The 20,215-nt window shown below is 73.4% G+C and carries 16 protein-coding genes; 11 read left to right on the top strand and 5 right to left on the bottom strand.

Annotated features, from left to right (window positions below; genetic code table 11):
* Nucleotides 1-39: 39 nt before the first annotated feature.
* A complete protein-coding gene (locus tag AB0N76_RS19205) occupies nt 40-717 on the top strand; it encodes a hypothetical protein (protein ID WP_363558637.1) in 678 nt (225 codons plus the stop codon).
* 32 nt (nt 718-749) lie between these two features.
* Entirely contained in the window at nt 750-1,319 is a 570-nt protein-coding gene (locus AB0N76_RS19200) for a GNAT family N-acetyltransferase (RefSeq protein WP_363558635.1), read from the top strand.
* A 66-nt stretch (nt 1,320-1,385) separates the two neighbouring features.
* On the opposite strand, the gene asnB is transcribed toward AB0N76_RS19200, so the two are convergent.
* Complete coding sequence (gene asnB, locus AB0N76_RS19195) at nt 1,386-3,218, bottom strand: asparagine synthase (glutamine-hydrolyzing) (RefSeq protein ID WP_363558633.1); 1,833 nt, start codon at nt 3,216-3,218, stop codon at nt 1,386-1,388.
* Nucleotides 3,219-3,478: 260 nt separating this feature from the next.
* Here asnB and AB0N76_RS19190 point away from each other — a divergent pair, with 260 nt between their 5' ends.
* The 4 genes from AB0N76_RS19190 (at nt 3,479) to AB0N76_RS19175 (ending at nt 8,459) form a co-directional block, all read left to right on the top strand.
* A complete protein-coding gene (locus AB0N76_RS19190; RefSeq protein WP_363558631.1) occupies nt 3,479-4,432 on the top strand; it encodes a TIGR01777 family oxidoreductase in 954 nt (317 codons plus the stop codon).
* Nucleotides 4,433-4,552: 120 nt separating this feature from the next.
* Nucleotides 4,553-4,927 carry a BlaI/MecI/CopY family transcriptional regulator gene (locus AB0N76_RS19185; RefSeq protein ID WP_363558629.1) on the top strand — a complete coding sequence of 125 codons (375 nt, stop codon included), beginning with the start codon at nt 4,553-4,555 and terminating at the stop codon, nt 4,925-4,927.
* Nucleotides 4,924-5,802, top strand: coding sequence for a M56 family metallopeptidase (locus AB0N76_RS19180; protein ID WP_363558627.1), 879 nt, complete (start codon nt 4,924-4,926; stop codon nt 5,800-5,802). Before AB0N76_RS19185 ends, AB0N76_RS19180 begins: the two co-directional genes overlap by 4 nt.
* 14 nt (nt 5,803-5,816) lie before the next feature.
* On the top strand, nt 5,817-8,459 hold the full coding sequence (locus tag AB0N76_RS19175) for a helicase-associated domain-containing protein (RefSeq protein WP_363558625.1): 2,643 nt from the start codon (nt 5,817-5,819) through the stop codon (nt 8,457-8,459).
* Here AB0N76_RS19175 and AB0N76_RS19170 read toward each other — a convergent pair.
* From AB0N76_RS19170 to AB0N76_RS19160, 3 genes are read right to left on the bottom strand one after another with little or no spacing between them, the layout of a single operon-like run.
* Nucleotides 8,422-8,907: a hypothetical protein gene (locus AB0N76_RS19170; RefSeq protein WP_363558623.1), complete on the bottom strand. Its 486-nt coding sequence runs from the start codon at nt 8,905-8,907 to the stop codon at nt 8,422-8,424. The genes AB0N76_RS19175 and AB0N76_RS19170 overlap by 38 nt on opposite strands.
* 8 nt (nt 8,908-8,915) lie before the next feature.
* Nucleotides 8,916-9,164: a hypothetical protein gene (locus AB0N76_RS19165; protein WP_363558621.1), complete on the bottom strand. Its 249-nt coding sequence runs from the start codon at nt 9,162-9,164 to the stop codon at nt 8,916-8,918.
* A gap of 41 nt (nt 9,165-9,205) precedes the next feature.
* Nucleotides 9,206-10,240, bottom strand: a complete 1,035-nt coding sequence (locus AB0N76_RS19160) for an NlpC/P60 family protein (protein ID WP_363558619.1) — start codon at nt 10,238-10,240, stop codon at nt 9,206-9,208.
* 220 nt (nt 10,241-10,460) lie between these two features.
* Between AB0N76_RS19160 and AB0N76_RS19155 the strand changes: the two genes are divergently transcribed.
* Genes AB0N76_RS19155 through meaB form a run of 3 tightly spaced genes read left to right on the top strand, consistent with a single transcriptional unit; the run spans nt 10,461 to nt 15,664 of the window.
* Nucleotides 10,461-12,443 carry a methylmalonyl-CoA mutase family protein gene (locus tag AB0N76_RS19155; protein WP_363558617.1) on the top strand — a complete coding sequence of 661 codons (1,983 nt, stop codon included), beginning with the start codon at nt 10,461-10,463 and terminating at the stop codon, nt 12,441-12,443.
* Entirely contained in the window at nt 12,440-14,662 is a 2,223-nt protein-coding gene (gene scpA / locus AB0N76_RS19150; protein ID WP_363558615.1) for a methylmalonyl-CoA mutase, read from the top strand. Before AB0N76_RS19155 ends, scpA begins: the two co-directional genes overlap by 4 nt.
* 12 nt (nt 14,663-14,674) lie before the next feature.
* Entirely contained in the window at nt 14,675-15,664 is a 990-nt protein-coding gene (gene meaB / locus AB0N76_RS19145; RefSeq protein ID WP_363558613.1) for a methylmalonyl Co-A mutase-associated GTPase MeaB, read from the top strand.
* 180 nt (nt 15,665-15,844) lie between these two features.
* Here the strand turns inward: meaB and AB0N76_RS19140 are convergent, their stop codons facing one another.
* Nucleotides 15,845-16,447, bottom strand: coding sequence for a superoxide dismutase (locus tag AB0N76_RS19140; protein WP_363558611.1), 603 nt, complete (start codon nt 16,445-16,447; stop codon nt 15,845-15,847).
* Between the two features lie 163 nt (nt 16,448-16,610).
* On the opposite strand from AB0N76_RS19140, the gene tsaD reads away from it, so the two are divergent.
* Both tsaD and AB0N76_RS19130 read left to right on the top strand, forming a co-directional pair.
* Complete coding sequence (tsaD, locus tag AB0N76_RS19135) at nt 16,611-17,678, top strand: tRNA (adenosine(37)-N6)-threonylcarbamoyltransferase complex transferase subunit TsaD (protein WP_363558609.1); 1,068 nt, start codon at nt 16,611-16,613, stop codon at nt 17,676-17,678.
* Nucleotides 17,679-17,888: 210 nt separating this feature from the next.
* Nucleotides 17,889-20,210 carry a collagenase gene (locus AB0N76_RS19130; RefSeq protein WP_363558607.1) on the top strand — a complete coding sequence of 774 codons (2,322 nt, stop codon included), beginning with the start codon at nt 17,889-17,891 and terminating at the stop codon, nt 20,208-20,210.
* Nucleotides 20,211-20,215 lie beyond the last annotated feature (5 nt).

Raw genomic sequence — 20,215 nt, 5'->3', positions numbered from 1 at the left:
ACCAGCCGATCGCGCCAACCACCGTGGGGAGCACGCACCGTGTCCAGCACACCCCGCCCGGCCCGAACCGCGTCGCCGACCCAGCGGACCGGTCGCCGGCTGCGCCGCGCCCTCGGCAGCCGACGCGCCGTCAACCGCCGCGAACCGCTGGCCCGCCCCGTCGACCGGGCCCGCAGCCGGGCCTGGCTCGCCGCCGCGCTGGCGCTGGTCGTCGGCCTGGCCGGCGTGGTCACCGCCGCCGTCCTCGGCTACCGCTCCGCCGGGCGCACCGCCGAGACCGAACGCGGCCGGCTGCACCGGATCGAGGCCCTCGTCCTCGGCAAGGCCACCCCCACCGAGGAGCCCTCCGGCAGCGGCCGTTGGAGCAGCGGCTACGAGCGCCGGGTCGACACCTCGGTCGCCTGGACGGCCCCCGGCGGCGACGCCCGCACCGGCACCATCGAGGCCCCGCGCGCCACCCCCACCGGCTCCACCGTCACGCTCTGGGTGGACGACGCCGGCCGGCCCGTCACTCCCCCGGCCACCCGGGTCGGCCTGACCGTCGGCGCGGTCTGCGCCGGGCTGGCCGGCGCGGTCACCCTGGCCACCCTGGTCGGCGCCGCGCTCGCGCTCCGGCTGCGCGCCCTCGACCGGCGGGCCGCCCGCGACTGGGAACGCTCCTGGGCGCACTGGGAGCCGCGCTGGAGCGGCCGCACCAGCCAACCGCAGGAAGACTGACCGAACGTTCGCCGCCAGGACCGAGGAGCCCCGTGCCCGCCACCGCCGTGTTCGTCACCGACCGCCTGACCGCCCGCCTGTGGGACGAGGCCGACGCCGAGCGCGCGTACGACCTGTACGCGCGCTGGGAGGTCATGCGCTGGCTCGGCGCCACCCCGCGGGCGCTGGAGTCGCCGGACGAGGTCCCGGCCATGATCGAGCGCTGGCGGCGGCGCTCGGCCGATCCCCGGTACGGCGTCTGGGCGCTGGAACGGCGGGACACCGGCGTGGTGGTCGGTTCCGTACTGCTCGTCCCGCTGCCCGATGAGGACCGCCCGGCGGGCGCGGAGGGCACAGACGGCGCGGACGGCACCGGCGGTGGCGAGGTCGAGGTCGGCTGGCACCTCCACCCCGACTCCTGGGGCCACGGCTACGCCACCGAGGCCGCCCGGGCCGCCCTCGCCAAGGGCTTCGCCGACGGCCTGACCGAGATCCACGCCGTCGTCCGCCCCGGCAACGAGCCCTCCGCCGCCGTCTGCCGGCGCCTCGGCATGACCCCGCAGGGCCGCACCGACCGCTGGTACGGCGGCGGGTTCGACGCCTTCCTGGCCACCCGGCCCTGACGCCCGGGAAGCCCGAGGGGGGAACGGCGAGCTCCGCCGTTCCCCCCTGCACCGTTCCCGCGCTGGTCAGATGGCGAGCGCCGGACGGTGGTGGTCGAGCCAGAGGGCCAGGTCGACGACCCGCTCCAGCCGGAGCCGGTGGCCCCACTGCAGCTGGTCGGCCGGGGTGTCCAGGCTGCTCTTGATGACCGTCTCGTCCGCGATGTCCCGCACGTGCGGCGCGTCCAGGGCCTCGCGCGCGAGCCGCTGCAGGCCGCTGTTGTAGTCGGCGTGGTGGGTGGCCGGGTAGTGGTTCTTCGGCCGCCACAGCACCGACTCCGGGGCGATGCCCTGGCCGGTGGCGCGCAGCAGGCTCTTCTCCCGCCCGTCGTAGCTCTTCATCGCCCAGGGGGTGTTGAAGGCGTACTCGACCAGCCGGTGGTCGCAGTACGGGACGCGGACCTCCAGGCCCTGGGCCATCGAGAGGCGGTCCTTGCGGTGCAGCAGCTGGCGCAGCCAGCGGGTGAGCGACAGGTGCTGCATCTCGCGCTGGCGGTGCTCGGCCGGGCTCTCGCCGTCCAGGTGCGGGACGGCGGCCAGCGAGCTGCGGTAGGTGTCGTCGCGGAACTCGCCGATCCGCAGGTGGGCGCCGAGGTCCGGGTTCATCGGCATGGCGGCCTCGTCGCCGGTGACGAGCAGCCAGGGGAAGGTCTGCGCGGCGAGCGCCTTGGGGTTGTGGAACCACGGGTAGCCGCCGAACACCTCGTCGGCGGCCTCGCCGGAGAGGGCGACCGTCGAGTGCTTGCGGATCTCGCCGAACAGCAGGTAGAGCGAGGTGTCCATGTCGCCGACGCCGATCGGCGAGTCCCGGGAGACGACGACGGCGCGGCGGTTCTCCAGGTCGAGCAGGGTGCGCGGGTCGAGCACCACGGTGGAGTGCTCGCTGCCGATGAAGGCGCCCGCCTCGGCGGCGAACGGGGTGTCGTGGCCGGTGCGCAGCACGTCGCCGGTGAACTCTTCGGCCTGGTCGCTGTAGTCGACGGCGTAGGAGCGCAGCTTGGCGTCCGCGCCCTCCCGGAGCCGCAGTTCGTCGGCGACCAGGGCGGTGACGATGGTGGAGTCGAGGCCGCCGGAGAGCAGGCTGCAGAGCGGGACGTCCGCCTCCAGCTGGGCCCGGGCGGCGCTGTTGACCAGCCCGCTCACCCGCTCCAGGGTGGCGTCGAGGTCGTCCTCGTGCGGGCGGGCGGTGAGCTCCCAGTAGCGGCGCTCGCGGATGCCCGAGCGGTCGAGGACGAGCAGGCCGCCGGGGTGGACCTCGCGGACGCCGGCCCAGACCGTGGGGCCGGTGTTGAAGAGCAGGCTGTAGGCCTCGCGCAGACCGTCGGCGTCGACGGTGGGGGTGACCTCGGGGTGGGCGAAGAGCGCCTTGGGCTCGGAGCCGAAGACCAGGCCGCCGTCGGTCTGGGCCCAGAACAGCGGCTTGACGCCGAGCCGGTCGCGGACCAGCAGCAGGCGCTGCTCCTGCTCGTCCCAGACGGCGAAGGCGTACATGCCCTCCAGCCGGTCGACGAGGGCGTCGCCCCACTCCTGGTAGGCGCGCAGCACCACCTCGGTGTCGCTGCGGGTCTCGAAGCGGTGGCCCTTGCCCTGGAGCTCGGTGCGCAGCTGGTGGTGGTTGTAGACCTCGCCGCTGTAGGTGAGGACGACGCCCGGGCGGTCCGGGCGGTCGGTCATGGGCTGGGCGCCGCCCTCGATGTCGATGACGGCGAGGCGGCGGTGGCCGAGGGCGGCGTGGCTGCCGAGCCAGACGCCGCCGGCGTCGGGGCCGCGCAGGGCCATGGTGGCGGTCATCGCCTCGATGACGGGGGCGCTGTGGCGGACGTCCTGGTGGAAGGACACCCAGCCGGTGATTCCGCACATGCGCGAGCACTCCTTGGACGAGCTGAGGAACGGGGCGGGCCGATGGTGGGGCGGACCGTGGGGCAGGGACCGACGGCGGAACGGACCGCCGAGACGGAACGGACCGTCGAACGGATCCGGCCCACCAGTCGGACGGGCGGAGGCGGTGGTTCCACGGATTCGGACACATTTCCGGCCATGTCGAGGCGGTCCCGGCATTTTGAACACGTTCATAACGATGGTTAGAGTGGGTACCGACTGACACACCGAGGGGGGTCTCGATGAGGATCGTCATACCCGGGGGGACCGGGCAGATCGGACGCATGCTGGACCGGGCGCTGACCGACGAGGGCCACGAGGTGCTCGTCCTCACCCGGCGGCCAAGCCGCGACCAGGAGATCTACTGGGACGGCCGCTCGCTCGGCCGCTGGACCGACGCCATCGAGGGCGCCGACGCGGTCGTCAACCTCGCCGGACGCAGCGTCGACTGCCGCTACACCGAGGAGAACCAGCGCGACATGCTGGACTCCCGGGTGCACTCCGCCCGGGCCGTCGGCCGGGCCATCGCCGGCGCCCGCCGGCCGCCCCGGGTCTGGCTCCAGATGAGCACCGCCACCATCTACACCCACACCTACGGCACCCCGCACGACGAGGCCGACGGCGTCATCGGCGGCGGCGAGCCGGACGTCCCCCGGTACTGGGACCGCAGCGTGCGGATCGCCCGCGCCTGGGAACGCGAGCAGACCGACGCCGCCACCCCGCACACCCGCCGGGTCGCGCTGCGCTGCGCGATGGTGATGAGCCCCGACCGCGGCGGCGCCTTCGACCGGCTGGTCCGGCTCGCCCGCACCGGCTTCGGCGGGCCGATCGACGGCGGCGCGCAGTACATGTCCTGGATCCACGACCAGGACCTGGTCCGCGCCGTCCGCTTCCTGATCGACCGCGAGGACCTCACCGGCCCGGTCAACCTCGCCGCGCCCGCCCCGCTGCCGCAGCGGGTCTTCATGCAGACCATCCGGCGGGCCAAGGGCATCCCGGTCGGGCTGCCCGCCACCCGGTGGATGGCCGAGCTCGGCGCCTTCGCGCTGCGCTCGGACACCGAACTGCTGCTGAAGAGCCGCGCCGTCGTCCCGGGCCGGCTGGTCGAGGCCGGGTTCGGCTTCGAGCACCCGCACTGGCCGGCGGCCGCCGCCGACCTGCTCCGCCGGATGCGCCGCGAGCCGGCACTCCGCTGACGCCGCCGACTCCGCCACGTTCACCGCCGACTCCGCCGAGTCCGCTGCCGCCCGGCCCGACGCCCGGGCACCCGTACGATGGGCGCCGTCCCCCGAACCAACCGGCTGAGGAGCTCACGGGTGCTACGCGGATTCGGCGATCTGGAGGCCGAGATCATGGACCGGCTCTGGTCCTGGGGCCGCCCGGCGACCGTCCGCGAGGTGGTCGACGACCTCCAGCGGCAGCGCCCGGTCGCGTACACCACCGTCAACACGGTCGCCGACATCCTGCACACCAAGGGCTGGCTGCGCCGTGAGAAGGCCGGCCGGGCCTGGCTGTACGAGCCGACCTGCAGCCGTGAGTCGTACACCGCGCAGCTGATGCACCAGGCCCTGGAGACCACCTCCGACCGGGCCGGGGCGCTGCTGCACTTCGTCGACGGGATCAGCGGGGACGAGGCCGGCGCGCTGCTCGCCGCCCTGGAGCAGGTCAAGGCCCGGGACGACGAGCGGTGACGTTCGTCCTGCTCGCCCTGCACCTCCTCGTGGTCGGCGCGGTCCTCCCGCACCGGCTGGCCGGCTCGCGCCGCCTGCAGGCCCGCCCGGCCGTCGGCGCGGCCGTCTGGCTGGCGCTGATGGCCTCCTTCGGCACCGGCCTGCTGCTCACCGCCCACCACCTGGTCGCCCCGCTCGGCCACGAACCGGCCGGCCTGGCCGGGCTGTTCCCGCACGTCGAACCGGCCGTCGCGGCCCTCCCGCACGGGCCCGCCTGGTGGGCCCCGGCCGCGGTGGCCGGCGCGGTGGGCGTGGTCGCCGCCGCCGTCGCCACCCGCACCGCCCGGGCCCGGCGCCGCCACCGGGAGGCCCTCGACCTGGTCGCCGCCCGGCACCCGCGCCACCACCTCCTGGTCCTCGACGACCCGCGCCCCGCCGTCTACTGCCTCCCCGGCCGCCGGGCCCGGGTGGTCGTCTCCCGCGGCGCCCTGGCCCTGCTCGACGACCGCCGGCTCGCCGCCGCCGTCGCCCACGAACACGGCCACCTGCGCGGCCGCCACCACCTGGTCCTGCTCGCGGCCGACACCTTCGCCCTGCTCCTCGGCCGCCTCCCGCTGGCCCGCCTCGGCCGGGCGGAGCTCGCCCTGCTGCTGGAGATGGCCGCCGACGACGCCGCCCTCACCCAGGTCACCCGCACCGAACTGGCCACCGCCCTCTACACCCTGGCCACCGCGACCCCCACCGGCCCCACCACCCTGGCCGCGGCCTCCACCGGCGTCCTCACCCGCGTCCGCCGCCTCGCCCACACCCCCGCACCCCCACCCCCCACCCACCACCTCGCCGCCCTCGCCACCCCCCTCCTCCCCTACCTCCTCGCCTGCGCGCCCCACCCCTGAGCATGCGCACCTGAATGACGTCGGATGTGCCTCCGGGAGAGCTCTTCGATTCGTCAGCCGCGTTCGACATTCCACCGGATCTCCTGGTCCTTGAGATCGCTGAAATGCGGCCCCGACCGGTTCGGTTCCGTTCCAGTGGTCGTCGCACGCACTCCCGTCGATACGTCATCCTGGTGTTCCCGGCCGACTCCGGCAGAGCATGGACGTCCTCCTGGATGGCGAGGTGCCCCATCAGTAAAGCGAGCGGATCGACGCTGGCCGCATGGCTGCGCGGTCTGGACAAGGACGCGTTGGGACGGGTCCTGGCGGCTCGCCCGGATGCTGCGGCGACCCCGGAACCGCGGTCGACCGGCGAACTGGCGGACCGCCTCCAACGCCCGGCCTCGGTGGCCCTGGCCCTGCCCCGACTCGCGCTGCCGTGCCTTCAGGTGGCAGAGGCCCTCGCCGCGCTGACGGCCGTGTCACGGGACGATCTGGCGGGCCTCCTGGACGCGACGCAGGGTGACCGCGCCTACGGATTGGATGCCGTCCTGGCGGCGCTGGCCGATCGCGCCCTGGTGTGGCCGGCCGGCGATGAGCTGCTGCACATGGCGGCGCCGCTGCGGAACGCGTGGGGCTCGCCCCTGGGGCTCGACGCACCGCTCGTGCGACTGCTCGCGGGCGCGAACTCCGACGAAATGGGCCGCGTGTTGGCGAAACTCGCCGTCAAACCTGCCGCCAACAGGAAAGACATGCGACTGGCAGCGCTGATCGACCATCACAGCGATCCGGCCCGGGTCGCCGCGCTGGTGGCCAAGGCACCCGCAGCCACCCGGAATCTCCTCGAGCGGCTGGCGCGCGAGGCCCCCAAGCGACCGGACTTCATCCGATACGGGGCTCCGGCCGACTCCAGGCCCGGCGAACAATGGGCGGTGGAGCGGGGGCTGCTGATCCGGGACCGTCACCGGTACGGCTCGGCCCGGATGCCCGCGGAGGTGGCACTCGCGCTGCGCGGCTCCGACTGGCACGCCCCGTTCACGCCCGTCCCGCCCGATGTACGGTCGGTGCCTGCCACCGCCTCGGACGTCGACCGGGAAACCGCGGCCGCCTCGATGGCGTTCGCCGCCCATGCCGTGTCCGTCCTCGGGGTGTGCGCCACCGTTCCCCCGACCCGACTCAAGGCCGGCGGGATCGGCGCCCGCGAGCTGTCCCGGATCGGCAGAGCGGCGCAGTGCGACGAGATCGTGGTGCGCCTCGTGCTGGAGACGGCGAACGCGGCCGGGTTGCTGGCCCGGGACGGCGACCGGGTCGCGGCGACCGCCGCCTACGACAGCTGGGCCGAGCAGGAACCGGCCGACCAACTCGCCGTGCTGCTCCAGGCGTGGTGGGCGCTCCCGCTGACCCCCGGCGGAAGCCGCGACGAGGACGGGAAGGCGCTTCCGGCGCTCGCCGGGGCACCGCCCTGCGGAGGCTGTGTGCAGGCCCGGCACGGGCTGCTCACCGCCGCGTCGCAGCTCCCGGCCGACAAAGGCGCGGCGGACTCGGCGGACCTGGGGGCGCTACTTGGGTGGCTCCGCCCGCTCGCCGACGAACTCCCCCAGGACGCCACGCCGTTCGCCACCCTGATCCGGGAGGCGGAACTGCTCGGCGCACTCGCCCTCGGGGCCGCGTCCCCGATCGGGATCGCCCTGCTCGCCGACGACTCCGAAGCCCTGACCGACGCCTGCCGCCGACTGCTGCCCGCCGCCGGCGTGACCGCCCGTTTCGGCAGCGATCTCACGGCCGTTGTCGCCGGTACGCCGTCGGCGCGCCTCCTCGCACTGCTGGACTCCGTCGCGGACCGGGAGAGCAGCGGTACGGCGTCCGTCTGGCGGTTCAGCCCGAGAAGCGTCCGTCGCGCCCTCGACGCCGGCCTCACCCCCGACGCCCTCGCAGCCGACCTGGCCGCCATCGCCGTCGAGACGCTTCCTCAACCGCTCTCGTACCTGATCCACGACACCGCGCGCGGCCACGGCCGGATCCGCGTCGTCTCCGCGGCCTGTGTGATCCACGGCGAGGAGCCCGCCCTCCTCGCCGAACTGGCCGCGCACCGCAAGCTCACTCCGCTCGGCCTGCGCGTGCTGGCACCGACGGTGCTGATCAGCCGGACCCCACTGGACGAGACCCTCGCGGCACTGCGGTCCGCGGGCTACGCCCCCGTCGCCGAGAAGCCCGACGGGTCCGTCCGCATCGAGCGGGCCCAACGCCCTCGCACGACGAGCCCCGTACCGCCCCCGCGCCTGCCCGGCGGCAGGTCCCGCCCGCAGCGGACGGACGCCCCCACCGCGGCCGTTCAGACCGCCGCCGACCTGCATGCCCTCGCCATCCGTCTGCTGGACGCCCCACCGGACGTCCCGGAGCCCGACCCGTACGACGGCCGCCCCTACGACAGCGACACCGAGGAGATCATCGCCGGGTGCGCGCGCAACCTCTCCTTCACCGACATCCGCCAGCTGGCTCATGCCGTCAACGAAGGCCGGCCCATCACGATCGAGTACGTGGCCACCTCGGGCAACACCACCGTCCGCACACTCAGCCGACTCGAACTGGATGCGCCCTACCTCAACGCCTGGTGCCATCTGCGGGATGACAACCGCGTGTTCACCATCTCCCGCATCCACGGGGTGATGCCCTCGTAGCCCCGGACCGCAAGGAGCGGACGCGCGACGGACGGCGCCCCCTCCGGGCGTCCTGGTATCTGTGCGAGGCGATCGGATCCACCTCGCCGACCGACTGCGGGAGAAGGCGACCGTGCGGGGTGCGCCCGCGTATCGAGGTGCCGCCGACGCGGAACAGCCGCCAGTCGGGAAGGGTGTCGGTCATGCTCTGTGCCTGGGAGACCGCCCGGTGCGGTGGTGCGCCAAGCATCAGATGACCGCCGGATCGGATGACCAGGTGCTCGATGTTGGCGCGCTTGAGTTCGACGACGTACAGGGAGCCGTCAGCACGCAGGAGCGGTAGGTCGAGGACGGTGTCAGGGGTGTACTGCCGGCGCGCCAGCTCCGCGACGTAGGCGCCACCGAAGATCCACTCCTGGTTCTTCGGACAGGCGTGGAGGGCGCTCTCGGGGCTGGTCGGGTCGTCCACCGCGGCCCTCAGCGCCTCCAGGGCGGCCCGCCTGGCCTTGAGTTCGAGGAACTGGGCCAGCAACCCGGTGTCGGCGCCCGCCAGGGGACCACCCGTTCGAGGGCGTCCACCAGGGGTCTGCCCTTGCCGTACGTACGGTCCGTTCCCATGATGCGCAGCACGGCGTCGATGCGTCCCAGGACGCCCGCGTCGTCGGTCAGCTCCTTGGCCGCCTCGACCATGCGGCAGAGCGTGAAGCCGGATCGGAAGTTCGGCATCCGGCCACCCTAGGGCCGGGCGGTGACAGCCGAGGCTCGGGCTACGGGCGGACGGCGCCGACGTAGGGCATGGCGTCGATGGGGAGGACTTCGACGTTCTTGCCGGTGCGGGGGGCGTGGATCATCTTGCCGTCGCCGAGGTAGAGGCCGACGTGGTGCAGGTCGGAGTAGAAGAAGACGAGGTCGCCGGGCTGGAGGTCGGCGCGGGAGATGCGGGCGCCGGCGTTCCACTGGTCCTGGGAGACGCGCGGGAGTTTGATGCCGGCCGCGCGGTAGGCGGCGCCGGTGAGGCCGGAGCAGTCGTAGCCGGAGGGGCCGGTGGCGCCCCAGACGTAGGGCTTGCCGAGCTGGGCCTGGGCGAACTGCATGATGGTGGCGGCCCGGCCGGTGGCGGGGACGGCGGGGGTGGGGGTGGTGCGGTCGGCGGCGGAGCGGGAGGCGCGGGTGGCGGCGGCCTCCTGGGCGTTGACCTTGGCGCGGTCGGCGGCGCTCAGCTTGTTGAGCAGGGCCTGGGCCTTGGCCAGCTTGTCCTGGACCTTCTTCTTCTCGTCGGCGAGCGAGCTCGCGGCCGTGTCCAGCTGGGCGAGGGTGGCGGTGGCCTCGGCGCGGTCCTGGTCGAGCCGGCGCTGCTCGGCGAGGGCCTGGCGGAGCAGGGCCGCCTGGGAGTCGACGACCTGGTTCTGGGCGGAGGCCTTGGCCAGGTAGCCGCTCGGGTCGGAGTCGAGCATCAGCTGGACGGACGGGTCGATGCCGCCGGTGCGGTACTGCTCGGCGGCGATCGCGCCGAGCTGGGTGCGGAGCTGGTTCATCTGCTCCTGGCCGCGGGCGACCTTCTCCTGGATCCGGTTGGCCTCGCCCTGGAGCTTCTGCTGCTTCTCCTGGAAGCCGTTGTAGCGCTCGATGGACTGCTCGGCCTCCTCGTTGAGCTGGTCGACCTGCTCCTTGACGGAGGCCAGGCTCGGCGTCGGCTCGGCCTGGGCGGGGCCGGCGGTGAGGACGACGCCGCCGGCCATCGCGGTGGTGAGGACCGCCAGGCGGGCCCGGCTGGGCGGGCTGGGCTTGCGACGCTTTCCCATGGCGGTGGGCTCCTGGAGAAGAGGGGACGGGGGGAGGACGGGGAGGGGGAGGGCTCCGCGCGACTTCTTCTAAGCTAGTTAATAGATCAGGGGTGTGTTTCCGCAAGCCGCCCACCGGGAACCCCATCTGGCACCCGGAGTGCAACGGAGTGCACAGCGAGGGCAAGGTCACACCTTTCACCTCTGCTGCACCCCTGCGAACGGGCGCTAACCTGCGGTCATGACGGTCCCGCCCGAAGGGCTCCCCCTGGCCGCCGAGTTCCCGGCCGCACCCCGCGAGCAGTGGCAGACCCTCGTCGAGGGTGTGCTCCGCAAGTCCGGCGCGCAGCCCGAGGACGGCGCTGCGGCCGAGCGCGCGCTCACCACCGCACTCCAGGACGGGCTGCGCGCCCGCCCGCTGTACACCGCCGAGGACGCCCCGGCCGACCCCGGATTCCCCGGCTTCCCGCCGTTCGTCCGCGGCGCCCGGCCGCAGGGCGCCTCGGTCGCGGGCTGGGACGTCCGCCAGCGGCACGCCGACCCGGACCCGCGCCGGACCAACGAGGCGGTGCTGGCCGACCTGGAGCACGGCGGCGGCTCGCTCTGGCTGGAGCTGGGCGGGGACGGCCTGCCGGTCGCCGCGCTGGGCGAGGCGCTCACCGGCGTCTACCTCGACCTGGCCGGGGTGGTGCTCGACGCGGGCGCCGAGTTCCCCGAGGCCGCCGAGCGGCTGTTCGAGCTGTACCGGGAGCGCGAGGTCTCCCCGGGTGCCGCCGCCGGCAACCTGGGCGCCGACCCGCTGGGCCTGCAGGCCCGCACCGGCGACGCCGGACGCACCGGGGCACTGCTCACCGAGGCCGCCGCGCTGGCCGCCCGCTGCGCCGAGGGCTTCCCCGGCCTGCGCGCGCTCGCCGTCGACGCGCTGCCGTACCACGAGGCCGGCGCCTCCCCCGCCCAGGAGCTGGGCGCCTCGCTGGCGACCGGGGTCGCCTACCTGCGCGCGCTGACCGCCGCCGGACTGTCGGTGGACGCCGCGCTCGGCCAGCTGGAGTTCCGCTACGCGGCCGACGCCGACCAGTTCCTGACGATCGCCAAGTTCCGCGCGGCGCGCCGGCTCTGGGCCCGGGTGGCCGAGGTCTCCGGCGGCGCCCCGGCCGCCTCGGCGCAGCGTCAGCACGCCGTCACCTCGACCGTGATGATGACCGCCCGCGACCCGTGGGTGAACATGCTCCGCACCACCGTCGCCTGCCTGGCGGCCGGGGTCGGCGGGGCGGACGCGGTGACCGTGCTGCCGTTCGACAGCGCGCTCGGCCTGCCGGACGCCTTCGCCCGCCGGATCGCCCGCAACACCCAGTCGGTGCTGCTGGAGGAGTCCCACCTGGCCCGGGTCGTCGACCCGGCCGGCGGCTCCTGGTACGCGGAGCGGCTGACCGACGAGCTGGCGCACGCCGCCTGGGCCTGGTTCCAGGAGATCGAGCGGGCCGGCGGGCTGTCCGCCGCGCTGGCCTCCGGGCTGGTCGGCGAGCGGATCGCGGCCACCTGGGCGGAGCGGTCGGTGAAGCTCGCCAAGCGGCGCGAACCGATCACCGGCGTCAGCGAGTTCCCGAACCTCGGCGAGCAGGCGCTGGTCCGCGAGCCGGCCCCGGCCGGACCGGCCGGCACGCGGCACGGCGGCCCGCACGGCGGGCCGCACGGCGGGCCGCACGGCGGTCCGCACGGCGGGCTGAACGGCGGGCTGAACGGCGGCCTGCCGAAGGTGCGCCGCGCGGAGGCCTACGAGGCGCTGCGCGACCGCTCGGACGCCCACCTGGCGGCCACCGGCGCGCGGCCCGCGCTGTTCCTGGCCTCGATCGGCTCCGCCGCCGCGCACACCGCCCGCACCACCTTCGCCGCCAACCTGTTCCAGGCCGGCGGGATCGCGACCACCGCGCACGAAGCCCCGATGACCGACGGGGGTGACCCGGCGGCGTTCGCCGAGGCCTTCTCCGCCTCCGGCGCGACGGTGGCCTGCCTGTGCTCCAGCGACGCGCTGTACGGCGAGCACGCCGAGGCCGTGGCCGGGGCGCTCAAGGCGGCCGGCGCGCGGCGGGTGCTGCTGGCCGGCCGGCCGGGCGAGAACCCGCCCGCGGACGTGGACGGCTTCGTCTTCGCCGGCGGCGACGCCGTCGCCGTCCTGACCTCCCTGCTCGACCAGATCCTCGACCAGACCGGAGCGGCCCGATGATCCCCGACTTCACCACCGTCGGACTCGACGGGGCCACCGACGCGGACGCCACCGGGGCCGGCGCCGCCACCGACGGCCAGTGGCGCGCCGCCTGGCGGCAGGCCACCGGCAAGGACGTCGACGAGCAGCTCTGGGACACCCCCGAGGGCATCGGCGTCAAGCCGCTGTACACCGCGGCGGACCTCGAAGGCCTGGACTTCCTGGGCACCTACCCGGGCATCGCCCCGTACCTGCGCGGCCCGTACCCGACGATGTACGTCAACCAGCCGTGGACGGTCCGTCAGTACGCGGGCTTCTCCACCGCCGAGGAGTCCAACGCCTTCTACCGCCGCAACCTGGCGGCCGGTCAGAAGGGCCTCTCGGTCGCCTTCGACCTGCCGACCCACCGCGGCTACGACAGCGACCACCCGCGGGTCACCGGCGACGTCGGCATGGCGGGCGTGGCGATCGACTCCATCTACGACATGCGCCAGCTGTTCGACGGCATCCCGCTGGACAAGATGAGCGTCTCGATGACCATGAACGGCGCCGTGCTGCCGGTCCTGGCGCTGTACATCGTGGCGGCCGAGGAGCAGGGGGTGCCGGCCGAGAAGCTGGCGGGGACCATCCAGAACGACATCCTCAAGGAGTTCATGGTCCGCAACACCTACATCTACCCGCCGCAGCCGTCGATGCGGATCATCTCGGACATCTTCGCGTACACCTCGCAGAAGATGCCCCGGTACAACTCGATCTCCATCTCCGGCTACCACATCCAGGAGGCCGGGGCCACCGCCGACCTGGAGCTGGCCTACACCCTGGCCGACGGCGTCGAGTACCTGCGCGCCGGGCTGGACGTCGGGCTGGACGTGGACGCGTTCGCGCCGCGGCTGTCGTTCTTCTGGGCGATCGGCATGAACTTCTTCATGGAGGTCGCCAAGCTGCGCGCGGCCCGGCTGCTCTGGGCCAAGCTGGTCAAGCAGTTCGACCCGAAGAACGCCAAGTCGCTGTCGCTGCGCACCCACTCGCAGACCTCCGGCTGGTCGCTCACCGCCCAGGACGTCTTCAACAACGTCACCCGCACCTGTGTGGAGGCGATGGCGGCCACCCAGGGCCACACCCAGTCGCTGCACACCAACGCGCTGGACGAGGCGCTCGCGCTGCCGACCGACTTCTCGGCCCGGATCGCCCGCAACACCCAGCTGCTGCTCCAGCAGGAGTCCGGCACCTGCCGGGTCATCGACCCGTGGGGCGGCTCGGCCTACGTCGAGAAGCTGACCCACGACCTGGCGAACCGCGCCTGGCAGCACATCCAGGAGGTCGAGGCGGCCGGCGGCATGGCCAAGGCGATCGACGCGGGCATCCCCAAGCTGCGCGTGGAGGAGGCCGCCGCCCGCACCCAGGCGCGGATCGACTCCGGCCGCCAGCCGGTGATCGGCGTCAACAAGTACCGGGTGGAGAGCGACGAGCAGATCGAGGTGCTCAAGGTCGACAACTCCTCGGTGCGCGCCCGCCAGATCGAGAAGCTGCGCCGGCTGCGCGCCGAGCGCGACGAGGCCGCCACCCAGGACGCGCTGCACGCGCTGACCCGGGCCGCCGAGGCGGGCCCGCAGCGCGGCGGTTCGCTGGACGGCAACCTGCTGCACCTGGCGGTGAACGCGGCCCGCGCCAAGGCCACCGTCGGCGAGATCTCGGACGCCCTGGAGAAGGTGTACGGCCGGCACTCGGGCCAGATCCGTACCATCTCGGGTGTGTACCGAGACGAAGCGGGCCAGTCCGCCCCCCTCCAGCGCACCCGGGACCTGGTCGAGCGGTTCGAGCAGGCCGAGGGCCGGCGGCCGCGCATCCTGGTCGCCAAGATGGGCCAGGACGGCCACGACCGCGGCCAGAAGGTGATCGCCACCGCCTTCGCCGACCTGGGTTTCACGGTGGACGTCGGTCCGCTGTTCCAGACCCCGGCCGAGGTGGCCCGGCAGGCCGTCGAGGCGGACGTGCACATCGTCGGCGTCTCCTCGCTCGCCGCCGGGCACCTGACCCTGGTGCCGGCACTGAAGGCCGAACTGGCCGAGGCCGGCCGGGAGGACATCACCATCGTGGTCGGCGGGGTGATCCCCCCGCAGGACTTCGACGCGCTGTACGAGGCGGGCGCCGCGGCGGTCTTCCCGCCCGGCACGGTGATCCCGGAGGCCGCCTACGACCTGCTGAAGTCGCTCGCCGCCGACCTCGGCCACGAGCTCTGAGGCGCTGACCGGATGCCGCCCAGGACGATCGACCTCGACAGTTACGCGACGGGCGTGCGGGAGGGCTCGCGCGCGTACATCGCACGGGCCATCACCCTCGTCGAGTCCACCCGGCCGGATCACCGCGCGCTGGCGCAGCGGCTGCTGACGATGCTGCTGCCGCACGCGGGCGGGGCGGTCCGGGTGGGCATCACGGGGGTGCCCGGGGTCGGCAAGTCGACCTTCATCGACGCCTTCGGCACCATGCTCACCGGGCTGGGGCACAAGGTCGCGGTGCTGGCCGTCGACCCGACCTCCAGCCGGACCGGCGGCTCCATCCTGGGCGACAAGACCCGGATGGAGCGCCTCGCCGTCGACCCGCAGGCGTTCGTCCGCCCCTCCCCCACCTCCGGCACGCTCGGCGGCGTGGCCAAGGCCACCCGGGAGTCGATGCTGGTGATGGAGGCGGCTGGCTACGACGTGGTGCTGATCGAGACGGTGGGCGTCGGCCAGTCGGAGACCACGGTGGCCGGCATGGTGGACTCCTTCCTGCTGCTGTCGCTGGCCCGCACCGGCGACCAGCTGCAGGGCATCAAGAAGGGCGTGCTGGAGCTCGCCGACGTCATCGCGGTCAACAAGGCGGACGGCCCGCACGAGACCGACGCCAAGGCCGCCGCCCGGGAACTCGCGGGCGCGCTGCGGCTGCTGCAGGCGCCGGACGCGCCGTGGACGCCGCCGGTGCTGACCTGCTCGGGCCGGGACGGCGGCGGCCTGGACACCGTCTGGGAGCGGCTCCAGCAGCACCGCAAGGTGCTGGACGCGACCGGCGCGCTGGCCGCCAAGCGGCGCGACCAGCAGGTGGAGTGGACCTGGGCGATGGTGCACGACCAGTTGCTCGCCCGGCTGCACGCCCACCCGGAGGTGGGCCGGCTGGTGCCGGAGCTGGAGCGGCGGGTGCGCGCGGGCGAACTGACCGCGACGCTGGCGGCGGACCGCATCCTGGACGCCTTCGGCGCGCCGTAGGACCCGCCGCAGGACCCGCCGCAGGACCCGCCGTAGGACCCGGTGCAGGAGCCGGTGTAGGAGCCGGCACGACAACAGACGGAAGGGCCCCGGCCGGTGCGCACCGGCCGGGGCCCTCCGTTACCTGCCCTGCCCTGGGTCAGGTGTCATGCGGCGCCCGAGGGTTCGGGCGCTCCGGCTTCAGGCGCTCTTGGCGGCCGCGAAGCGGGTGGAGACGTCCTGCCAGTTGACGACGTCCCACAGCCGGGTGACGTAGTCCGGGCGGACGTTGCGGTACTGCAGGTAGTAGGCGTGCTCCCAGGCGTCGAAGGCCAGCAGCGGGGTGGTGTTCTGACCGACGTTGCCGTGGTGGTCGTAGACCTGCTCGACGATCAGGCGGCCGCCCAGCGGCTCCCAGGAGAGGATGCCCCAGCCCGAGCCCTGGACGCCGGTGGTGGCGGCGGTCAGCTGCTTCTTGAAGGCCTCGAAGTTGCCGAAGTGCTCGGTGATGGCGTCGGCCAGCTCGCCCTCGGGACGGTCGCCGCCCTCCGGGGAGAGGTTCTCCCAGAACAGCGAGTGCAGCACGTGGCCGGACAGGTGGAAGGCGAAGGTCTTCTGCAGGCCGACCAGACCGCCGAACTGCTCCTTGTCCCGGGCCTCGGCGAGCTGCTCCAGGGTGTCGTTGGCGCCCTTGACGTACGCCGCGTGGTGCTTCGAGTGGTGCAGCTCCAGGATCTCGGCGGACATCGCGCGCTCGAGGGCGGAGTAGTCGTACGGCAGGTCGGGAAGCGAGTAGGTGCCCATCAGGACATGGCCTCTTTCGGCGAGTTCAACGGTGACGATCGTGCCGGGAACACACTATTGCGTATCACTTGCAGAAACGAAGCATGGGCTCCTGCTTATTCCTCACATGCCATCGGGCACAATGGTCGCAGAATCATGTAATGAGTGACAAGGGTGAGTGACCATGACCGGATCGCCGGTGGTGCTGGGCATCGAGTCGTCCTGCGACGAGACCGGGGCCGGACTCGTCCGGGACGGGCGGCTGCTCGGCCAGGCGGTGGCCTCCAGCATGGACGAGCACGCCCGCTACGGCGGCGTCGTCCCGGAGATCGCCGCCCGCGCGCACGTGCACGCGATGGCGCCGGTGGTCCGGGAGGCCCTCGACCGGGCCGGACTCACCCTCGCCGACGTCGGCGCCGTCGCGGTGACGACCGGTCCGGGCCTGTCCGGCGCGCTCCAGGTCGGGGTGGCGGCGGCCAAGGGCTACGCCTTCTCGCTCGGCGTCCCGCTCTACGGCGTCCACCACCTGGCCGGGCACGTCGCCGCCGCGACGCTCGACGGCGGGCCGCTGCCGAACCCCTGCGTGGTGCTCATCGTCTCCGGCGGGCACACCTCGCTGCTGCTGGTCCGGGACCTCGCCCGCGACCCGATCGTCCACCTCGGCGACACCCTGGACGACGCGGCCGGCGAGTGCTTCGACAAGGTCGCCCGGATCCTGCACCTGCCTTACCCCGGCGGGCCCGCGATCGACCGCGCCGCCCGCGACGGCGACCCGAAGGCCATCCGCCTGCCCCGTCCGCTGAGCGGACCGAACGACCCGCCCTACGCCTTCTCCTTCTCCGGACTCAAGACCGCCGCCGCCCGCTGGGTCGAGGCCCAGCGGGCCGCCGGCACCGAGCCGCACGTCCCCGACGCGGCCGCCGCGCTCCAGGAGGCGATCGCCGACACCCTCACCCGCAAGGCCGTCAGGGCCTGCACCGACCACGGCATCGACACCCTCGTCGTGGTCGGCGGGGTGGCCGCCAACTCCCGCATCCGCGCCCTCACCGAGCAGCGCTGCGCCGCCGCCGGGATCACCCTGCGGGTGCCGCCGCTGCGGCTGTGCACCGACAACGGGGCGATGGTCGCCGCGATCGGCGACCTGCTGGTGCGCGCGGGCGCCGAGCCGGCCCCGGCCGAGCTGTCGATCGACCCCTCGGCGCCGCTGGAGTTCGCGGCGCTCACGCCGCTGGCCACGGCCCGGGTCGCCTGAGGGTCGGGGGAGTCCGGCCGTCCGGGTCGCCTGACGGCCCGCCGGGTGCGCCCGTTCTGACGCCTGCCTGACAACGTTTCGGTTGCGACGACCGATTATTCGGTCCCAGGCCTTCCCGCCGTCCAGTGGCATGTGCCATTTTACATGTCACACATCGAGCGGCCGCGTCCCCAAACGCGCGGCCCACGACGGCCCCGGAGGCCCCCACAGATGCGTCCCTTCCGGATATCCAAGGCCACCGCGCGCAGGGTCCCTGCGCTCGGCGCCGCCTTCTTCCTGGCGCTCGGGCTGTTCGCCCCGCAGAGCCAGGCCGCCCCCGCCGGCCCCGCCGCCACCCCCAAGCCGGCCGCCGCCGCCCCCTCGGCCGCCGCCCCGAAGTCGATCCCGGTCCCCAAGTCCCCCGACGCGTCGACCGGTGACCGCCCGCTGGCCTCGGACGAGACCGCCAAGGACCTCACCCCGAAGGGCGCCCCCACCCAGGCCGCCCCCGCCGCCAAGTCCGCCAAGCAGTTCTCCGCCGGCGCCGCCGCCGCCGACGCCTGCGACCTCTCCGGCGTCACCGGCGCCACGGGCAGCGCGCTGGTGCAGCAGCTCAAGGCGCTCCCGAACGTGGAGTGCACCTACCCGCTGTTCAACCTCACCGGCACCGACGCGGGGAAGGTCTTCCGCGAGGCCCAGATGGTCACCGTCGCCGACGCCCTGCGCGACGCCTCGCCCGCCTACCGCGGCGACAACAGCACCGGCATCGGCCAGCTGGTGATGTTCCTGCGCGCCGGCTACTACGTGCAGGAGAACAACGCGGCCGCCGTCGGCAGCTACGGCACCGCCCTGCAGACCTCGATCCGCGGCGCGCTGGACGCCTTCTTCGCCGCCCCGCGCAGCCAGGACGTCACCGAGGCCAACGGCGCGACCCTCAACGAGGCCGTCACCCTGATCGACAGCGCCCACGAGGCCGGCCGCTACGCGTACGTCGTCAAGCGGCTGCTCGGCGCCTACACCACCAGCTGGCCGTCCTCGATGGCGCTGGCCGTCGCGCACGTCGAGTGGGTCCTCAGCAACGGCTTCGACGCCAAGAACGACGGCCGCGGCCTGATCGCCGCCCTCCAGGCCGACCCCTCCGTCGCCACCACCTGGGCCGGCTTCGTCACCCGCAACGCCGCCCAGCTGGACGGCGGCGACGTGGTCACCCGGATCGGCATGCTGCTCGGCAACCTGGTCGAGGTCGACTCGCTCCGTGCCCAGGGCCGCCCGCTGGTCAAGGACCTGATCAACCGCTTCCCGAAGGTCGGCGCCACCGGCCCGCTCACCATGAACCTCGTCTGGTTCACGGAGAACAAGGACAAGGGCAACTGTTCCTACTACGGCATCTGTGACCTGCCCACCCAGCTCGTCTCCCAGGTGCTCGTCAACACCAAGGTCTGCAACAGCAACCTGACCGTCCGCGGCCAGCAGATGAGCGCCACCGAGCTGGCCGACACCTGCACCAGCCTGATCAACCAGGACGCCTTCTTCCACAAGGTGATCAAGGACAACGGCCCGGTCGCGAATGACGTCAACACCAGCCTGGAGGTCGTCGCCTTCGACGACTACTACAACTACAAGCTGTACGCCTGGTTCATGTACAAGATCGCGGTCGACAACGGCGGCATGTACGAGGAGGGCGACCCCTCCAAGGCCGGCAACCAGGCCCGCTTCATCGCCCACGAGGCCGACTGGCTGCGCCCGACGTTCCAGATCTGGAACCTCAACCACGAGTACACCCACTACCTCGACGGCCGCGCCAACATGTACGGCGACTTCGACGCCGGCATGGTCACCCCGACCATCTGGTGGGTCGAGGGCATCGCCGAGTACATCTCGTACCACTACCGCGGCGAGCGCAACGCCGGTGCCATCACCGAGGCGGCCAAGAAGACCTACAAGCTCAGCGAGCTCTTCGACACCGTCTACGACCAGACCCCGGACGCCGACGTCAACTCCACCCGGGTCTACCGCTGGGGCTACCTGGCCGTGCGCTACATGCTCCAGTCGCACCCGCAGGACGTCGACGCGGTGCTCGCCAAGTACCGCACCGGTGACTGGAACGGCGCCCGCACCCTGCTCAAGCAGACCATCGGCACCTCGTACGACGCCGACTTCGCGACCTGGCTGACCGCCTGCGCGGCCGACAACTGCGGCACCCTGCCGACCACCCAGGCCCCGCTCTGCACCATCGCGGACGCCCGCCAGTTCGACAAGAACTGCCGCCGGGACAACCTGGCCGCCACCACCGGCAACTACAGCTACCACTTCCTGTACCTGCCGGCCGGCGTCAAGCAGCTGACCATCACCAGCGGCGGCGGCACCGGCAACGCCGACCTGTACTACGGCGGCAGCAGCTGGGCCACCACGAGCAACTACCTGGCGAAGTCCACCACCGCCGGCAACAACGAGACGCTGACCATCAGCAACCCGCCGTCCGGCTGGGTCTACTTCAGCCTCGCCGCCCAGCAGGGCTTCAGCGGCGTCAGCGTCACCACGCAGTACCAGTAGGAGCC

The organism is Kitasatospora sp. NPDC093806 (assembly GCF_040683335.1).
Lineage (GTDB): Bacteria > Actinomycetota > Actinomycetes > Streptomycetales > Streptomycetaceae > Kitasatospora.
The sequence above is the reverse complement of the archived record's forward strand: the minus strand, read 5'-3'. Positions and strand labels throughout refer to the sequence as shown.